We start from the raw sequence: 17,499 nt of genomic DNA, 5'->3' as shown, positions 1-17,499 counted from the left end.
GGTGTCGTTGAGCTCGCACTGGGTCATCGGTGGCTCGACGTGGTCCGGGGGGTAGCGGCGCGCCATCCCGCGTTCCAGCTTACAGTAGCCACGGCGAACCCTGCACCGCGCCATCGTGCGCTGGTGCACGCCAGGGAAAGCTGCAAAACGGCATGTGCCTGCTTCGCAAGGGGCACCTGTGTGCACTGCCTCGCGGAAGGCTAGAGGCGACCACCCAGCCCGCTGGTTCGGCTCGATTCCCCAGCCACTGCCGCGACGACGGATGCACGATCGGTCCAGGCTTCCACACGCGTCCTCGAGCGAGACACCGCGGTGTACAGGAGTTGCCGCGACACGAACCCGCTGCGCGCACCCGGCGCGAGCACCAGTCCGACCTCACCGTACTCCGACCCCTGGCTCTTGTGCACGGTGATCGCGAACGCGCCGACGTGGGTCGGCACCAGCGTCGGTGCAAAGGGTCGAGCACTGGCCATGCGGTCGGCATCGGTGTACTCGAACCACACCCACAGTCGACCGCTGTCGTCACATAGGCACAGGCCCACGTCGCCATTGAACAGGCCGGCGCTGTAGTCGTTGCGCGTCACCATGACCAGGCGGCCGGGGTACCACGCCTCGACCGAGGCACGCCCGGCGTGCGCGCGCAGCTGGTCTTCGATGCGCTGGTTGACGGCGCGTGCGCCGAACTCGCCCTCACGCAGGGCGCACAGCAGCTGGCGTTCGCGCACCAGCTGCAGGCGCTGGGCGGCGTCGGCGGCGGGATGCCCGGCGTCGGTGGGGCGCGTGAGGTCGTGATGCCGCCACAGCGCGCGCAGCTGGTCGGCCCAGCGGCGAACCGCGATGTCGAGGCTGCGGCTGTCGCTTACGGCGACGTGCCTCACCTGGTCGCCGCCCGCCTCCCATGCGGCATCGAACGCCGGAACGTCGCCATCGCGGATTGCCACCAGCACCGGCTGCAGCGAATCGCCGGCGCGAAAGCTGTGGGTCAGCTCCACCAGGTCGTCGGCACCCTCGCGGCGCAGTGCGTCGACCAGGTCGGCCAGCACGGCACCGGCACCCACGGCGCTGAGCTGGTCGGGGTCGCCGACCAGGATCAGGCTGGCTTCGGGGCGCAATGCAGCCAGCAGGCCGCGCAGCAGGGCCAGGTCGACCATCGAGGCTTCGTCCACCACCACGATGTCGGCGGCCAACGGGTCGTCGGCGTGGTGGCGGAAGCGCTGGCTGCGGCCGTCCACGCCCAGCAGGCGGTGCAGGGTCAGCGGCTCGTCGTCGGGAATGCGTGCCAGCAGCGCCTGCAGGTGGGCGGGCATTTCGGTGTCGTGGCCTTGCAGGCGTTGCTTGCCGTCGCGCAGGGCCTGGGCCAAGCGCTGTGCGGCCTTGCCGGTGGGCGCGGCGATGCGCACGGTGGGTTCGGCACCGCCGGCCTGGTGCAGCATGCCCAGCAGCATGCGCAGCACGGTGGTGGTCTTGCCGGTGCCGGGGCCGCCGGTGAGCACGAACAGCCGCCGTCCGGGTGCCTGCTGCACGGCCCGGCGCTGGGCCAGCACCGGAGCGCCACGATCGCCGTGGAACAGGGCATCGACAGTGGCCTCGTCCAGCGGGGCCGGCTGTCCGGTCCGGCGCCGCTCGCGGATCATGCGTGCCACCGCCACCTCCTGGGCGTGCATGCGCCACAGGTAGAACAGACCCCGTTCGATGACGAACGGCGTGGGCGTGGCGCTGCAGCCATCGCCGACCATCGGTTCGCGCTCCAGCGCGGCGATCGCGTCAGTGTCCAGCACGGGCATGCCGTGGCGGCCAGGGCCCTCGCCCGCCAATGCCACGGCGGTGTCGCCATGCGATTCGGCCAAGGTGGCCCAGGCGGCGGTGCGCGCCAGCAGCGGGCTGCCGCCGTGGGCCAGCACCCAGCGGGCGATGCTGGTGTCCAGCTCACGCCATTCGGCAGCCGGTTCGATGCCCAGCGGTGCGGTGAAGGTGCTCATGCGGCCTCCTCGCGCTGGCCGGCCAGGGCGACATCGACGGCGTCGATCAGCGCATCGGGAAAGCGGTGCGCCCACACGCCGGCGCCGGGGGCCAGGCCGGCAGCACGCACGAACAGGTAGATGCCCTCGCCCAGGTGTCGTGCGGGGTCGTAGCCGGGCACGCGCTGGCGCAGGTAGCGGTGCACGGCCACGGTGTAGATCAGCGCCTGGAAGCGGTAGTGGTGGGCGTCCATCGCTCGGGTCAGCGCCTCGCCCTGGTAGTCGGCCACGGCCGGTCCCAGCCAATTTCCCTTGTAGTCGAGCACGTGGAAGCGGCCGGCGTGTTCCAGCGTCAGGTCGATCTTGCCGGTCATCAGGCCGCGCAGCGTGTCAGTGGTGCCGGGAGGCACCAGGTCGGGTTCGTCGTGCTCGCGCGCTGCGCGGCGCAGCGCGTCCAGCGACACGGCATCCAGCGGAAAGTGGAAGCCCATCTCGGCGCGCAGCGCGTGAGCGGGCAGCGCGCCCAGCACCAGACCGGGCAGCAGCTCGGCGGCCAGCGCGGCGTCGATGCGCTGGGCCAGCAGCGGCTCCAGCCGCTCCGGCGGCAGGCGGGCCTCGTGCACGTCGTGCTGCTTCAGGGCCTGGCGTACCAGCGCGGGCTGCTCGGCCACCGGGCGGCCGACCTCGCGGTCCTCGAAGATCTGGTGGATGGCGTTGCCGATGCGGGTGCCCTTGACCGGTTCCAGACGCTGGATCTCCGGGTGCGGTTCGGGAGGGGCGGGCGGCACGGTGTCGAGCCTGGGGGTGTGGTCGCCGCCGGCCTCGTCGGCGGCGGAACTGTCCTCGCTGCTGGACGCCGGATGGAAGCGGGTGAGCGCGGAGAAGCTGTAGCGCTGTTCGGTGGGCGGCAACGGCGGCATGCGGCGGCTGGCCAGCCGGGGGGTCTGCGGCGGGTGGGCATCGGCGAATCGGGCAGGCTCACCGGGCCAGGGGGCTTCGGTCCACGCGATGCCGGGAAGCTCGGCCAGCGCCTCGAGGCCGCCGTTCTCCTTCGCCACGGCCAGCATCGCGTCGAGCGCGCTGCGCTTTGGATCCTGCGGGCTGCGCTCGTTGCCACCTTCCTGCGTCGCGTCGGATGTCTTCCCCTTGCCGCGGCCGTCGCGCACCCGGTCCGGTGGCAGGCCGTACACGTGGCAGGCGAACTTGGCGCGGGTGAGGGCGACGTAGAGCACGCGGAAGCGCTCGTCCTGGTTCGCCCATTCGGCCCGTTCGCGGGCCTGGACGTGGCGCGGGCCGCCGAGGTCGAGCACCCGTCCGATGCCGTCGTCGTCGTGCACCACCGGCAGCTTTTCGTCGCGTCCCTCGTGCGCCCACATCAGCGGCAGGAACACGATCGGGAACTCCAGGCCCTTGCTGGCGTGCAGGGTCATCAGGCGCACGCGGCGGGCATCGGACTCGATGCGCAGCTGCAGGTCATCGGCCGCGTCGCCGCCGGTGTCGCCGCCGCCGCGGCGCTGGCGGTCCATCCAGGCCAGCAGTTCCTCGGGCCCGGAAAGCTGCCCGGACTGGGCCTGCAGCAGCTCGCCCAGGTGGCGCAGGTCGGTGAGGATGCGCTCGCCCTCGGCTTCGGCCTCGCGGGTGAGCAGGCCGCCGGCGGCGTGCGCCACGACCGACTGCACCGCGGCCAGCACGCCCTCGCGCTGCCATTGGCAGCGCCAGCCGTGCAGGCGGGCGGCATGCTGCTGCCAGGCGTCGAGGTGCTCGTCGAGCGCACGCAGCGCATTGAAATCCAGGCCGTACAGGCGCGTGGCCAGCGCGGCGCGCACCATGCCCTCGTGGCCGGCATGGTGGATGCCGGCCAGCAGCAGCTGCAGCTCGCGGGCGATGTCGGTGCCGAACACGCTGGACTTGCCGGCGCCCACGCACGGCACGCCGCGCTGGGCCAGCAGCCGGCGCAGCTGGGTGATGTCGCTGTTCCACGGCACCAGCACGGCCAGGTCGCCTGGGCTGACCGGCTGGCCGGCGATGCGCAGCGACGTGTCGTTGAGGGTGCGTGCGATCTGGTTGGCACAGGCGGCCAGTGCCGCCTCGCGACGCTGGTCCTTGTTCGCCGGCGGCTCCGGAAAGTAGTGGAACACCAGCGGCTGCGCGCACGACTGACCGTCGACGGCGAGAACGGCGCGATCGGCGGTCGGGCTGGGCTTCACCGCCTCGTAGGAAATCGGCGCATCCGGCTGTCGGCTCAATGCTTCGCCCACGTGTGCGTAAAGCGCGTTGAGCGCGCCGACGAAGCGCGAGGCCGAGCGGTAGTTCGTGTCCAGGTGCAGTTGGGTGTCGGCGCTGGCCTTCGCACGCAGGTAGGCGTCGATGTCGCCGCCGCGGAAGCCGTAGATGGCCTGCTTGGGGTCGCCGATCATCACCAGGCGGCCACGCGGTTCGCCATCGATGGCGGCGCTGCGGTAGATCGCATCGAGGATGCCGTACTGCAGCTGGTCGGTGTCCTGGAACTCGTCGACCAGGGTGACTGGCCACGCTTCGAACAGGCGGTCGGCCAGCGCGCGGCCGTGCTCGCCGTGCAGCGCGGCGTGCACGCGGTCGATGAGGGCATCGAAGCTGAGCTGGCCACGCTCGAGCAGCGCGCGGTGGCGCCGCGCGAGAAGCTCTTCGCGGAAGCGGGCCAGGGCCTGGGTCCGGGCGGCCAGCGCGGGATCAGTGATCAGATCCAGAGCGCGGCGGCAGAACGCGAACTCCTCGCTGCCGGCGAAACCCAGGTTCTCGTCCTCGTCGAGCAACTGGTCGGCCGGCGCCTTGCCAAGGTTGTCCTGGACCGACTTCGGCAACGTGCCGTTGACGTCGCTGGCCTCGATGAACTCGGCCAGGCCATGGATGGCGTTCTTCAGCGCACTCTTACGCTTGCCGAAGCGCAGGCCGGCGCACCACTCGCGCAGGCGCGCGGCCCACTGCGCGTCCATGATCTGCGCGGGGTCACTGGACTCCACGACGCGCACCCCGACGCCGGCGCGGGTGACGATGCGCAGGGCCTGGGCCAGCTCGTCGCGACCCCGTGCGTACCAGGCCCGCTCGCCCGCATCCAGCGCCTCGCGCGGGCTTTGCGCCAGGTGCCGCCACAGGTCGTCGAGCAGCTCGCTGTCCAGCGCATCGCCGGCCACCAGTTCGCCCAGGCCGAAGGTGCTGCCGCATTCGAACGGGTAGTCGCCGAGAATGCGCCGGCACAGCCCGTGCAGCGTGGTGATCGGCGCCAGGTCGAGGTCGGCCAGGGCCAGGCGCAGCTGGCGCAGGTCGCGGCGCGCGGTGTCGCCGCCGTTGGTCCAGCGCGCGTGCAGCCAGGCCTCGTCGGGCGGGAGGGTGTCGGGGGACGCTGGCAGCTCCCCATCGGCGGCGCGCGTCGCGGCGGCCTGGGCCCACAGCAGGCGGCCCCGAAGGCGTTCACGCAGTTCGGCGGCGGCGGGGTCGGTGAAGGTGGTCACGACCACCCGGGTCGGGTCCAGCCCGGATTCCAGCAGCAGCCGCAGGTACAGCACCGAGATGGTCCAGGTCTTGCCGGTGCCGGCGCTGGCCTCGATCAGGCTGCGCCCGCCCTCGCCGAGCGGCAGTGCGGCCCAATCGGCGACGCGGCTGGCGGCGAGGGTGCCACTCATGCGGGAACCCCGCCGGCATCCAGGGTGATCAACGCGCGCAGCGCCAGCGCCGTGGCATCCAGGGCAGCGCGCGACGGGGTGCCGTCGCGGAATTCCTCGGCGCCGGCCAGCAGCCGCGCATAACCGGGCGCATAGTCGACCTCGCCGGCGCTGTAGCCACCCCGGAAGGTGGCGCTGACCGCGGTATCGAAGGCAGCGCCGCCCTCACCCGGCGCGACCGACGCGCGCTTGTCGATCACCTCGAGCGCCTTCCAGCTGGTCTTCGGGAAGTACCACGGTGGCTGGTCCTGGGCGTTCGCCCAGAACGCGAGCAGCGCCTCGACCCGCGTGCCGAGCGCCTCGAGCTGCGGCGCGGCGTCGGCGGCATCGAGCCCGTTGAGCAGATGGTCGTATTCGTTGATCGCCTGCTGCCACGGCGCCTCGGCGGTGTTGCTGAGCAGGCACAGCCGCACCGGGCGCGCGTGCGGCTGCGAGAGCCGCAGCAGCGCCCATTCGATGAAGGCCGGGATGCGCTCGCGGAAGCCGAGTTCGCCCTCGCCCTTCTTGCCGGGGAAAACATCGACCACCCACAGCGGGCCGTCGCCGCCGCCCTGCGCGTGCACGCGGACCAGCTCGCCGCCCACCTGCACTGCGCCCACGTGCTGCATCAGCTTCAGCGCGCTGCGCGGCGGCAGGCCGCCGTCGGCGAACAGCGGGTGTTGGCGGGCCACGTCCAGCAGCGGGCCGACGGATTCGCATTCGGCCGTCCAGGCTTCATGCCCCGGCGCGCCGGGCGGCAGCACGCCGGTGAGGCGCAGCCATGCCGGCGGGCTGGTGGGCAACTCCATGCCCGGGCGCTGCGCGGCTTCAAGGAACAGGCGGCGGCCGATCCGGTCGATCGCCGCGAAACGTGCGTCCAGCGGCTCGCTGTCGGCGAGGCGGTCGTCCTCCAGGGCGTCGAGTCCCACGCGCAGCCGGCTGCGCAGCACCTGTTTCGACGGGTCCTTGAAGTAGGCCAGAACCTCGCGCAGCGGGATGATGGCGTCGCCCGCAGCGGCCGTTGAATTCGCCGTGGCTGCGCCCGCCCCCGGCCCGACGTAGAACGGCTTCACCGCCTCGCCGTCGCGCTCGGCCATGCGCCGGTACAGGTCGGCATAGGAAAACAGCCGCGCATCCGCGCCCGCCGCGTCGCGTCCCAGGAAGTAGCGCACGTCGAACGCCTGCAGCGGATGACGCACGCGCCAGGGTCGCTCGGAGTCGTCGTCGGGGCCGAGGCCTGCGGCTTCGTCCAGCGCGGCCAACAGTTCGGCCAGCGGCGGCGCCGGGTTCTTCGGCTTGCCGTCGCGCACGCCCTCGCCCAGGTAGCTCAGGTGCAGGCGATCGCGCGCCGACATCACGGTTTCCAGGAACAGGTAGCGGTCGTCGGAGCGCACGTCGCGGTCGCCGATGCGGCGGATGCGGCCCATCAGGTCCAGGCCGGGGTCGTCCACGGCCCGGGGGAACTCGCCGTCGTTCAAACCCAGCACCGCCACCACCCGGAACGGGATCGCCCGCTGCGGCACCATGCCGCACACGGTGATGCCCCCCATCAGGAAGCGCTGGCGCTCGGGCACCGCGGCGAGCTTCTCGTTGAGCACCTCGCGAACCACGCTGAACTCCAGCGCCGGGTCCAGCCCCGCCTCGGCCGGCTCCTCGCCCAGTTCGGCGACGATGCGCTTGAGCTGCACCAGCGCGTCCACCGCGCCGGCATCCATGCGGTCGACCTCGAACAGCGCGTCGATGTGCGAGGCGAGTGCCTGGGCCCAGTGGCTGGCGGGCCGGGGCCGCGCGCAGGTATCCAGGAAGGCGGCCACCTCGCGCAGCACCCGGTCCAGGCGCCCCAGCAGTTCCGCCTGCGGACCGCTGATCGCCGCCACCGGCGCCAACGCGCGATCGTCGGGCAGGTCCACCGCCTGCGCCTCACCGTCACCCAGGTCGCCGAACACCACGCCGGCCAGCAGCCGGTCCAGGCCCCACTCGAAGGTGTGTTCGCGGATACCCGGCACGCCCAGGCGCTGCCGGTGCCCGGCGTCCAGGCCCCAGGCCACGCGGGCCTCGCCCAGCCAGCGCCCCAGCAGTGGCAGGTCTTCGGCATCCAGGCGCTGGCGCCGCGCCACCACCGGTTCCGACAACAAGTCCAGGAGCTCGGGCGCGCTCAGGCGCGAAGCGGGCAGCGACAGCAGGCGTTCGAACGCACTGAAGACCGGATGGCTGGACGCCAGCGGCACGTCGGCCAGGTGGTAGGGCAAGGCGGCGGTCGGGTCGCCAGGGGCGCCGAACACCGCGGGGATCAGTGGCACGTAGGCGCGGATGTCCGACGCCATCACCACGATGTCCGACGGCTTCACGCCGTCGAGATGCTCGATCGCATCGAGCAGCTGGTCGCGCAGCACCTCGAGTTCGCGCAGGCGGGTGTGGCAGGCGTGCACGCGCAGCGACGGGTCGGCGAACGCGCGCGTGTCGAGCGCATCCTCCTTCATCAGACCGGGCTGCAGTCGCCGGATGCTTTCCTGCACCCGGGCCAGCCGGTCGGTAGGCACCTGGTCGGCCTCGGGCCGGTCCTGCCAGTGGCGCTCGTCCACCTGCGCGCCCTGCTCCTCGCCCTGCAGGCGCATGACGAAGTGCTGGCCCAGCCGCCCCCAGCGCGCCAGCAGGGGGTGCTGCCGCTCCTGTTCGAAGAACCAGGCCTCGGCATCCTGGCCGAACGGCTCCATCGCCAGTTGCTCGACCAGCGCGCGGCGCGGGTCGGTGAGGCCACCCCAGTATTCGCGGCACGGGTCGGGCAGGTAGAACACCACCAGCCGCTGGGCAGCCACCGAGCGCAGCACCGCCAGTTCGTCCGGGGCCAGGTGGCTGATGCCGAACAGGTGCAGCGGCTCGGGGTCGGCGGCGGCGGGAGCCCCTCCCTGGCCCGACTGCAGCGCATGCAGCAGCGCGCGCATGCGCTCGCCGCGGTGGGGCTGGCCGATGTCGCCGCGCAGCCGGTGCCACAGCGGGCCCAGCAGGGTGTCGACCGGCTCGGCGTCCGGGTCGCGGGCCCACGCGGCCAGCCAGTCGGCGCGGTAGACCAGGTACTGCGAATAGATCCGTGCCAGGCGGTCGGCCAGCTGGAAGCGGCGGCGCGGTGCGTCGTCGCCGTGCAGGTAGCGCGCCAGCCGGTCGTCGGGCACCTGGTCGAGCGCGGCGTGGATGCGCCAGCGCAGCGCGCCGCGGCGGTAGGGCTTCACCGCCACCGCCTCGCGCCCCAGCACCTGCTGCGCCAGCTCGTCGAGCCAGCTCGACGGCAGGACCACGTCGAGGTTGGCGACGATGCCGCGCGGGCCGCGCTTGCGTGCCAGTTCGCCCAGCAGCCAGTGGCGCATGCCCGGGTGGGCGGCGATGACCCGCTGCGGCGTGAGCACGTTCGCCGGCGGCGCGGCCCGCAGCAGCGATTCCAGCGGGTCCAGCAGCGCCTCCAGGCGGCTGGCGCGAAAGACCCACAGGCCGTGGCTGGCGATGTCTGGATTCATGCTTCCCCTGTCGCGGGACGGTGGGCCGCCCGCTGGTGAACCCGAACGATACAACGCGCGCTTCTCAGTCGATGAGACCCGCCCGCCTTGCCACCACCCGGACGCGGCACGGGCCCATGGCGCGTAGAATGCGCGCCATGGATATCTTCAAGGTCTTCACCATCGAGGCGGCCCACCGGTTGCCGAACGTGCCCGAGGGCCACAAGTGCGCGCGCCTGCACGGGCACAGCTTCCGCATCGAGCTGCACCTGAGCGGCGAGATCGACGAGCACGTGGGCTGGGTCATGGACTTCGCCGACGTCAAGGCGGCCTTCAAGCCGATCTACGACCGGCTAGACCACCACTACCTCAACGACATCCCGGGCCTGGAGAACCCCACCAGCGAAGTGCTGGCGCGCTGGATCTTCGACCAGGCCAAGCCAAAGCTGCCGCTGCTGTCGATGGTGGTGGTCCACGAGACCTGCACGGCCGGCTCGCGCTACCGCGGCTGAGCCCGTTTTTGCCGCATGGCAACATCGGCGGCAACCCAATCAAACGGTTGATTTACTGAGCTTTCCTGAACGGTAACCATCTTTTCATCTCGTTGTTGTTGCACTGCAACATTACCGGTGGCATGCTTACTCCACACCGGCATTCCGCCTGGAGGAGATCAACCATGTACGAGCAGATCAACGCCCAGTTCGCGGGCATGACCAAGCAGTTCACCGACGCCGCGGCCCAGGCCAACGCGATCATCTTCGAGAACGCCGAGCGCGTGATCGGCCTGCAGATGAAGACCCTGGAAGCCAACCTGGGTGCCACCGCCGACTTCTTCAGCGAAGCCGCCGAGTCGCGCCAGCCGGAAGACTTCAAGACCCTGCTGCCGAAGGCCCTGCAGGTCGCCAAGGACAACGCCGAGCGCGTCTACCACACCGGCCAGGAAGTGATCGGCGAGTCGGTCAAGACCCAGCAGGCGCTGGGCCAGATCGCCAGCGCCCAGGTGCAGGCTGCCGGCGAGCAGGTCAAGCAGACCGCCGCCAAGGCCAGCAAGGCCGCCAAGTAAGACCCGCGCGCCGGTTCGCCGGCAGCGCAAGGAAAAGGCCGACGGGGCGACCCGTCGGCCTTTTTCGTGGGCGCGTCATGGATGGCGGCGATGTCTCGTGGCTCAGCCGCGCGGGCCCGCCGGGGCCTCCCGGCCCAGCCAGGGCGTCAGGTCGAGGTAGCGCTCGGCACCGTCGGGCCGGTCGCCCAGGTTCGGGACCACGCCCAGGCAGGGCACCGGCAGTTCCCGCCGCAGGGCCTCCAGCGTCTGCTCGGGCCAGCCCAGCTCCGGGTCGATCGCGCTGCCGATCCACCCCACCAGCTCCAGACCGTCGTCGATGATGGCGCGCGCGCTCAGTCGCGCGTGGTTGATGCAGCCCAGGCGCAGGCCGACCACCAGCACCACCGGCAGGGGGCCCAGGCGTCGGGCCAGCTCGGCCTGGTCCTTTCCGGCCGCAAGCGGTGCCATCCAGCCGCCGACACCTTCGACCACCACCGCCTGGTGCGAGCCGGCCAGTGCCCGGTAGGCGTGCTCGATCGGCTGCAGGGTCAGCTGCACGTCGACCAGGGCAGCGGCGATCTCGGGCGCGGTCGGTTCCGGCAGCGCGAACGGGTTGACCAGCGCATATTCCGGCACCGGCGGGCTGGTGGCCGACTGCAGGGCCAGCGCATCGGTGTTGCACCACACCTGCCCGTTGAACGTGCAGCCGCTGGCCACCGGCTTCATGCCCGCCACGTCCAGGCCGCGCGCGCGCAAAGCCGCCACGAGTGCCACCGACACCACGGTCTTGCCCACGCCGGTGTCGGTACCGGTCACATAGATGCTCTCCCCCATGGGAAAACTCTAGCAGGCCCGTGGCATCGGCGCTGCTACACTCGGGAAATAAATGGAGGTGGCATGTTCGCAACCAGCACCCTCAGCGGCAGCAAGCCCGAGCAGTACGCCCAGCTTGTCGACCAGGCCCGGGCCATGATGCACGGCGAGCCCGACCGCATCGCCAACGCGGCGAATCTTTCCGCGCTGGTGTTCAACAGCCTGCCCGACCTCAACTGGGCCGGGTTCTATTTCTACGACGGCACCGAACTGGTCGTGGGTCCGTTCCAGGGCCTGCCCGCGTGCGTGCGCATTGCGCTGGGCCGCGGCGTGTGCGGTACGGCCGCCAGCACGCGCCAGACCCAGCGGGTGGATGACGTGCATGCCTTCCCCGGGCACATCGCCTGCGACGCGGCCTCGCGCTCGGAAGTCGTCGTCCCGCTGTACCTGGGCGAGGAACTGGTGGGGGTGCTCGACATCGACAGCCCCGTGCCGCGGCGTTTCGACGCCGATGACCAACGCGGCTTCGAGGCGCTGGCGCAGGTCTATCTGGAAGCCATCACCGCGGAGGCCGCATCGTGAAGGACAAGCTCCCCAACATCGGCCCGAAGTCGGCGGCGTGGCTGCGCCAGGTGGGCATCCATGAGCGTGCGGCGCTGGAGGAGCTCGGCGCGGTCGGTGCCTTCGTGAAGATCAAGCGCGCCGGCTTCCGCCCCAGCCTCAACCTGCTCTATGCGCTGGAAGGCGCCCTGCTGGACTGCCACTGGCAGGAGCTGGCGATCGAGCGTCGCGAGCAGCTCACCGCGGAAGCCACCGAGGCCTGCGTCGACCTGCCGCCGGCACGGGGCAAGAAGCCGCCGGCGGCCGGACCGGTGACGCTGATCAGTGGCAGCGAGGACGAGCGCGACTGATCCGACCCCCGGGGCGCCTCGCCACTCGAATGCCCCCTCCGGAAGATCTTCGGGTCAAGCCGGCGACACCACAGCCGGCACGCGCCGGTCGACATCGGCGGCCGCCTGGTCGTCGGTGCAGATGCGGTCGCGGCCGTTGCGCTTGGCGAAGTAGAGCGCGGCATCCGCACGGGCCAGCCACGTGGTCCAATCATCGCCGGGCTTCAGCAGGGTGGCGCCAATGGACACGGTGACCGCTCCGCCTGGACCGCGCAAGTTGCTCCTGACCCGGGCCAGCACCTTGGCAAGCGCCTGCTCCAGGCCGCCTGTGTCGGTCCCGGGAAGCAACAGGACGAACTCCTCCCCACCGATCCGGAATACCCGATCGCGCTTTCTGATGCACCCCTGCACCAGGTCCGCGAATGCCACGAGCACCCGGTCACCCGCGTCGTGGCCGTGTTCGTCGTTGACCTGCTTGAAGTGGTCGAGGTCGAAGACGGCGAGACCGATGGGCTGGCCGGCACTGTTGTGCAGGGCCATTGCCGCCTGCAGCTCCTGCTCGAGTGCCCGGCGATTGCCGACCCCGGTGAGCGGGTCGCGCGATGCCAGCGCCTCGAGCTGGCCGCGCTGGTTTTCAGTCAACCACGAGAACAGCGAGCTGTAGAACGACACTAGCAGCGCGGTGGCGATGAAGGCGACCGCCATGCTCTTCGACGGAAACAGGCCCGAGTGCAGCAGGGTGCCCGCGATGACCATCGCGTTGGCAATGGCCGCCAGGCGGATCCGCGCCAGCATGAAGTTCGCGATCAGGGTGGTGTAGACCCACAGCAAACCGACAAGACCCGCCAGCGCGGGGATCACGATCACCGCGGCGCTGATGACTGCGACACCCACGATCCCCGCTGCGGCCGACCTGCCCGTCCGCCAGGCATAGGTGAAGCTCCCGGTGACCAGCATCACGATGAGGAGGTCGAACGCGGCGATCAGCCACTGACCCTGCAGCGCCCGATACACCGCAAACGGGAGGATGGCCGTGCTCGAAAGCACCGAGAACAGGGCGAGCAGTGCAAGGCGAAGGTCCGAGCGCAAGCGATCGACGATGATGGGCATGACCACGGCGTTCCAGGCAGGGACGCCGGAGCTGGCCAGGATAAGGCCGCCTGGTCCCTGGATGCGTAAGGAGGTAGCGGGATTTGGCACCACCCGGGGACTGCGAACCGGCGACCTCGTCCCAGTTCTCGATACCGGCACCGAAAATCCCGGATCAGGCTTTGTCACGGGCCGGAGCGAAGCGCGGGACATCCCGAGTGCTACGAGGCGCGCAGCCGGAAGGCCTCCCGCACCCGTTCACGGTAGGCCGGCCCGCTGCCCCGGCGGACGCCCGAGGCCAGCCGGAAAACGTACTGCCCGGATTCATGCGTCTCGATCTCGGTGACTGCGGCAATGCGGACGATGCGCGCTAAGTGCCGGGGGTCGATAGGCAGGAACACGCCCGCCGCGGGCCCTACTCGACGGTCACCGACTTGGCCAGGTTGCGCGGCTGGTCGACGTCGGTGCCGCGCAGCACGGCCACGTGGTAGGACAGCAGCTGCAGCGGGATGGTGAACACCACCGGTGCGGCGATCTCGCCCGAGGCTGGCAGCACCAGCATGTTCTCGCTGTCGATGCCGCGGCCGACGCCATCCTCGACGAACACGAACAGCTCGCCGCCGCGCGCGCGCACCTCCTCCATGTTCGACAGCAACTTGTCGATCAGGTGGTCGTTGGGCGCCACCGCGATGACCGGCATGTCCTGGTCCACCAATGCCAGCGGGCCGTGCTTGAGCTCGCCGGCGGCATAGGCCTCGGCGTGGATGTAGCTGATCTCCTTGAGCTTGAGCGCGCCCTCCATCGCCACCGGCCAATGCGTGCCGCGGCCCAGGAACAGCGCGTGCTGCTTGTCGACGAAGCGTTCGGCCATCGCCTGGATCCGCTCGTCGAGCTTGAGCGCCTCGGCCACCATCGCCGGGAGTTGCTCGAGCTGGCGCACGCCGGAGGCGTAGCGCTTCTCCGACAGGCCCTTGACCCGACCCAGCGCCAGCGAGAACAGCGCCAGCGCCACCAGCTGGGTGGTGAAGGCCTTGGTCGAGGCGACGCCGATCTCCGGGCCGGCACGGGTCATGAGCACCAGCTCGGACTCGCGCACGATCGAGGACTCCGGCACGTTGCACACGGCCAGCTGGGTCAGGTAGCCACGCGCCTTGGCCAGCTTGAGTGCCGCCAGCGTGTCGGCGGTCTCGCCGGACTGGCTGATCGTGATGAACAGCGTGCCGTCCTTCACCACCGGGCTGCGGTAGCGGTACTCGCTGGCGATCTCGGCCGTGCACGGCACGCCGGCCAGCGACTCGATCCAGTAACGCGCGACCAGGCCGGCGTGGTAGCTGGTGCCGCAGGCGACGATGTGCACCGACTGCGTCTTTTCCAGCAGGGGCACGGCATCGACGCCGAGGATCTCGGTGAGCACCTTGCCGCCGGCGATGCGGCCTTCCAGCGTGTCGGCCAGCACCCGCGGCTGCTCATGGATCTCCTTGAGCATGAAGTGGCGGTAGCCACCCTTGTCGATCGCATCGGAGCTGAAGGTGGTTTCCTTGATCTCGCGCTCGACCGGCTCGCCGTCCTCCCCGAAGATGCGCACGCCGTCGGCGTCGAGGTCGACCACGTCGCCTTCGGCCAGGTAGGTGAAGCGCTTGGTCAGCGGCAGCAGGGCGTGGATGTCGGAGGCGAGGTACTGCTCGCCATCGCCATAGCCCACCACCAGCGGCGAACCCAGGCGGGCACCGACCAGGCGGCCGGGTTCGCGCCTGCTCATCGCGGCGATCGCATAGGCGCCATGCAGCACCGGAACCACCGCCTTGACCGCGGCCAGCAGGTCGGCGCCACGCCGCTGCTCGCGCTCGACCAGATGGGCGATCACCTCGGTATCGGTCTGGGAGGTGAACTCGAAGCCCTGGGCCTGCAGTTCCTTTCGCAACGCTTCGTGGTTCTCGATGATCCCGTTGTGCACCACGGAGACGTCGCCGGACACGTGCGGGTGGGCGTTGCCTTCGCTGGGCACGCCATGGGTGGCCCAGCGGGTATGGGCGATGCCGCAATGACCGGACACGCCGCGCTGGAGTTGCAGCTCACCCAAGGCCGAGACCTTGCCCTTGGCACGCAGCCGGGCGATGCCCTCGTCGGTCATGACGGCCACGCCGGCGGAATCGTAGCCGCGGTACTCCAGGGCCTGCAGGCCCTCGATGAGGTGGGAGACAACGTCGCGGCGGGCACTGATGCCGACAATTCCACACATACAGGCGTGTTCCTTTTGCTGGGCCGCCATTGTAACGGGAGGCCGTGGGCGGGTTCTGCGACAAAGTCTGGCGATCGCGGGGCGGTGTGTGGCAGCCGTCGGCTCCCCTGGACACCGCCCTTCCCCATACCGGTCCACGGACAGCGACTGTCCGCTCCCGTGTCCGGTCCAACGCGGCATCGGACGCCGGGCGGACACCCGCAAGCCACTGATCCGAAAGGACGCGAGAGTTGGCACGGATCCTGCTGACCCGACACCAGTCCCCTTCGCCGAGTGCACAGATGATCCGCGACACTTCCGCCCAGGACACCACGCTGGCCAGCCCGCCGCGCCGGAACATCAAGCTCGGGCTCCTCATCGGCGTGGTCGCGCTGCTGGTGCTGGCATCGGGCTGGAGTCTGGGCGGGCGCTGGCTGTCCGGGGAGCGCTCGGTCGACGCTGCACGCATCCGTGTCGCCGAGGTCGGCCAGGGCCTTCTGGTGCGCGATGCGGCGGTCAACGGCCGCATCGTGGCAGCGGTCAGTCCGACCCTGTACGCGCCCGTGGCCAGCAATGTCGCGTTGAAGATCGCCGCCGGCGACAGCGTGGAGCGCGGCCAGGTGCTGGCCGAGCTCGACTCGCCGGAGCTGAGCGCGGAACTGCAGCGCGAGCAGTCCACGCTGCAGTCGCTCCAGGTCGAGGTCGAGCGCGGCAGGATCGAGGCCAACCGGGCCCGGCTGCTGGCGCGACGCACCGCCGACGAGGCCGAACTGGCCCTGGCGGCGGCACAGCGCGACCTGGAGCGCACCGAGCGCGGCCACGACCTCGGCGCGATCGCCCGGGTCGATTACCTGCGCGCACAGGATGCGCTCAAGACCGCGGAGATCCGCAGCGCCCACGCCGCCAACGACGTCGGCCTGGAATCGCAGGCGGTCGGCTTCGACCTGCAGACCCGCGAGCGTGCGCTCGACCGCCAGCGCGTGGTGGTGGCCGAACTCGAGCGCCGTATCGAGCAGCTGCAGGTCCGGGCACCGGTCGACGGCATCGTCGGCACGCTTTCCGTGGTCGATCGCGCCTTCGTCGCGGCGAACACGCCCCTGATGACCGTGGTCGACCTGTCGCGCCTGGAGGTCGAGCTGGAAATCCCGGAAACCTATGCCGAGGAACTCGGCATAGGCATGAACGCCGAAGTGCGCATCGGCAACCAGATCGCCAACGGCACGCTGTCGGCGATCTCGCCGGAAGTGGTCGACCGCCAGGTACTGGCACGGGTGCGCTTCGATGGCGAGCAGCCCCCGGGCCTGCGCCAGAACCAGCGCGTCTCGGCGCGGGTGCTGATCGAGGAGCGTCCCGACGTGGTCATGGTGGCCCGCGGGCCCTTCGTCGACGCGCACGGCGGGCGCTACGCCTACGTGCTGCGCAACGGCGTGGCCGAACGCACCGCGATCCGGATCGGCGCCACCAGCCTCAACAGCGTCGAGATCCTCGACGGCGTGGACGTCGGCGACCAGATCGTCATCGCCGGCAGCGACAGCTTCCAGGACGCCGAGCGCGTCTTCGTCAACAACTGATACCCAACCCATCCGGACCCAAGGACCCGACCATGCTCGTGATGAAGCGCCTCACCAAGGTCTACCGCACCCACATGATCGAGACCCACGCGCTGCGCGGGCTCGACATCCATGTCCGCGAGGGCGAGTTCGTCGCGGTCACCGGCCCGTCGGGCTCGGGCAAGACCACCTTCCTCAACATCGCCGGGCTGCTGGAGACCTTCACCGGCGGCAGCTTCCATCTGGACGGCGTCGACGTGGCCGGGCTGGATGACAGCGCGCGCTCGAAGCTGCGCAACCAGAAGCTGGGCTTCATCTTCCAGGGCTTCAACCTGATCCCCGACCTGAACCTGTTCGACAACGTCGACGTGCCGCTGCGCTACCGTGGCTTCGGCGCGGCCGAGCGCCGCGAACGCATCGAGCACGCGCTGGGCCAGGTGGGCCTGGCATCGCGCATGAAGCACTACCCCTCCGAACTCTCCGGGGGCCAGCAGCAGCGCGTGGCGATTGCCCGTGCGCTGGCCGGCACCCCGCGCCTGCTGCTGGCCGACGAGCCGACCGGCAACCTGGACTCGCAGATGGCGCGCGGGGTCATGGAGCTGCTCGAGGAGATCAACGGCCGCGGCACGACGATCGTCATGGTGACCCACGACCCGGAACTGGCTGCGCGTGCCCAGCGCAACGTGCACATCATCGACGGCCAGGTCAGCGACCTGACCGCCGAGCCGGTGCTGCGCCCGGTCAGTGCCGCCGCGAACAGCTGAGGACGCGACC

Annotated in this window: 12 protein-coding genes; 6 read left to right on the top strand and 6 right to left on the bottom strand. The window is 70.7% G+C overall.

Annotated elements, in window-relative coordinates:
• Positions 1-200 precede the first annotated feature (200 nt).
• Genes recD through recC form a run of 3 tightly spaced genes read right to left on the bottom strand, consistent with a single transcriptional unit; the run spans position 201 to position 9,144 of the window.
• Positions 201-1,979: an exodeoxyribonuclease V subunit alpha gene (gene recD, locus FU658_RS10280; RefSeq protein ID WP_147892005.1), complete on the bottom strand. Its 1,779-nt coding sequence runs from the start codon at positions 1,977-1,979 to the stop codon at positions 201-203.
• On the bottom strand, positions 1,976-5,617 hold the full coding sequence (locus tag FU658_RS10275) for a UvrD-helicase domain-containing protein (protein WP_147892004.1): 3,642 nt from the start codon (positions 5,615-5,617) through the stop codon (positions 1,976-1,978). The genes recD and FU658_RS10275 overlap by 4 nt, the downstream gene beginning before the upstream one ends.
• Positions 5,614-9,144: an exodeoxyribonuclease V subunit gamma gene (gene recC, locus FU658_RS10270; RefSeq protein ID WP_147892003.1), complete on the bottom strand. Its 3,531-nt coding sequence runs from the start codon at positions 9,142-9,144 to the stop codon at positions 5,614-5,616. Before recC ends, FU658_RS10275 begins: the two co-directional genes overlap by 4 nt.
• A 137-nt stretch (positions 9,145-9,281) precedes the next feature.
• On the opposite strand from recC, the gene queD reads away from it, so the two are divergent.
• On the top strand, positions 9,282-9,635 hold the full coding sequence (queD, locus tag FU658_RS10265) for a 6-carboxytetrahydropterin synthase QueD (protein WP_147892002.1): 354 nt from the start codon (positions 9,282-9,284) through the stop codon (positions 9,633-9,635).
• 164 nt (positions 9,636-9,799) lie between these two features.
• Positions 9,800-10,186: a phasin family protein gene (locus FU658_RS10260; protein ID WP_255505545.1), complete on the top strand. Its 387-nt coding sequence runs from the start codon at positions 9,800-9,802 to the stop codon at positions 10,184-10,186.
• Between the two features lie 102 nt (positions 10,187-10,288).
• Here the strand turns inward: FU658_RS10260 and bioD are convergent, their stop codons facing one another.
• Positions 10,289-10,999, bottom strand: coding sequence for a dethiobiotin synthase (gene bioD, locus FU658_RS10255; RefSeq protein WP_147892001.1), 711 nt, complete (start codon positions 10,997-10,999; stop codon positions 10,289-10,291).
• 63 nt (positions 11,000-11,062) lie between these two features.
• Here bioD and FU658_RS10250 point away from each other — a divergent pair, with 63 nt between their 5' ends.
• Both FU658_RS10250 and FU658_RS10245 read left to right on the top strand, forming a co-directional pair.
• On the top strand, positions 11,063-11,560 hold the full coding sequence (locus FU658_RS10250; RefSeq protein WP_147892000.1) for a GAF domain-containing protein: 498 nt from the start codon (positions 11,063-11,065) through the stop codon (positions 11,558-11,560).
• Complete coding sequence (locus FU658_RS10245; protein WP_147891999.1) at positions 11,554-11,889, top strand: TfoX/Sxy family protein; 336 nt, start codon at positions 11,554-11,556, stop codon at positions 11,887-11,889. The genes FU658_RS10250 and FU658_RS10245 overlap by 7 nt, the downstream gene beginning before the upstream one ends.
• Before the next feature lie 54 nt (positions 11,890-11,943).
• Here the strand turns inward: FU658_RS10245 and FU658_RS10240 are convergent, their stop codons facing one another.
• Both FU658_RS10240 and glmS read right to left on the bottom strand, forming a co-directional pair.
• A complete protein-coding gene (locus tag FU658_RS10240; protein WP_187266050.1) occupies positions 11,944-12,978 on the bottom strand; it encodes a diguanylate cyclase domain-containing protein in 1,035 nt (344 codons plus the stop codon).
• Positions 12,979-13,372: 394 nt separating this feature from the next.
• A complete protein-coding gene (gene glmS, locus FU658_RS10235) occupies positions 13,373-15,196 on the bottom strand; it encodes a glutamine--fructose-6-phosphate transaminase (isomerizing) (protein ID WP_147891997.1) in 1,824 nt (607 codons plus the stop codon).
• Positions 15,197-15,426: 230 nt separating this feature from the next.
• On the opposite strand from glmS, the gene FU658_RS10230 reads away from it, so the two are divergent.
• Positions 15,427-16,746 carry an efflux RND transporter periplasmic adaptor subunit gene (locus FU658_RS10230; RefSeq protein WP_222708413.1) on the top strand — a complete coding sequence of 440 codons (1,320 nt, stop codon included), beginning with the start codon at positions 15,427-15,429 and terminating at the stop codon, positions 16,744-16,746.
• Between the two features lie 32 nt (positions 16,747-16,778).
• A complete protein-coding gene (locus FU658_RS10225; protein ID WP_147891996.1) occupies positions 16,779-17,489 on the top strand; it encodes an ABC transporter ATP-binding protein in 711 nt (236 codons plus the stop codon).
• Positions 17,490-17,499 lie beyond the last annotated feature (10 nt).

This window comes from Alkalisalibacterium limincola (genome assembly GCF_008017755.1).
GTDB classification, from domain to species: Bacteria; Pseudomonadota; Gammaproteobacteria; order Xanthomonadales; family Xanthomonadaceae; genus Alkalisalibacterium; species Alkalisalibacterium limincola.
The sequence above is the reverse complement of the archived record's forward strand: the minus strand, read 5'-3'. Positions and strand labels throughout refer to the sequence as shown.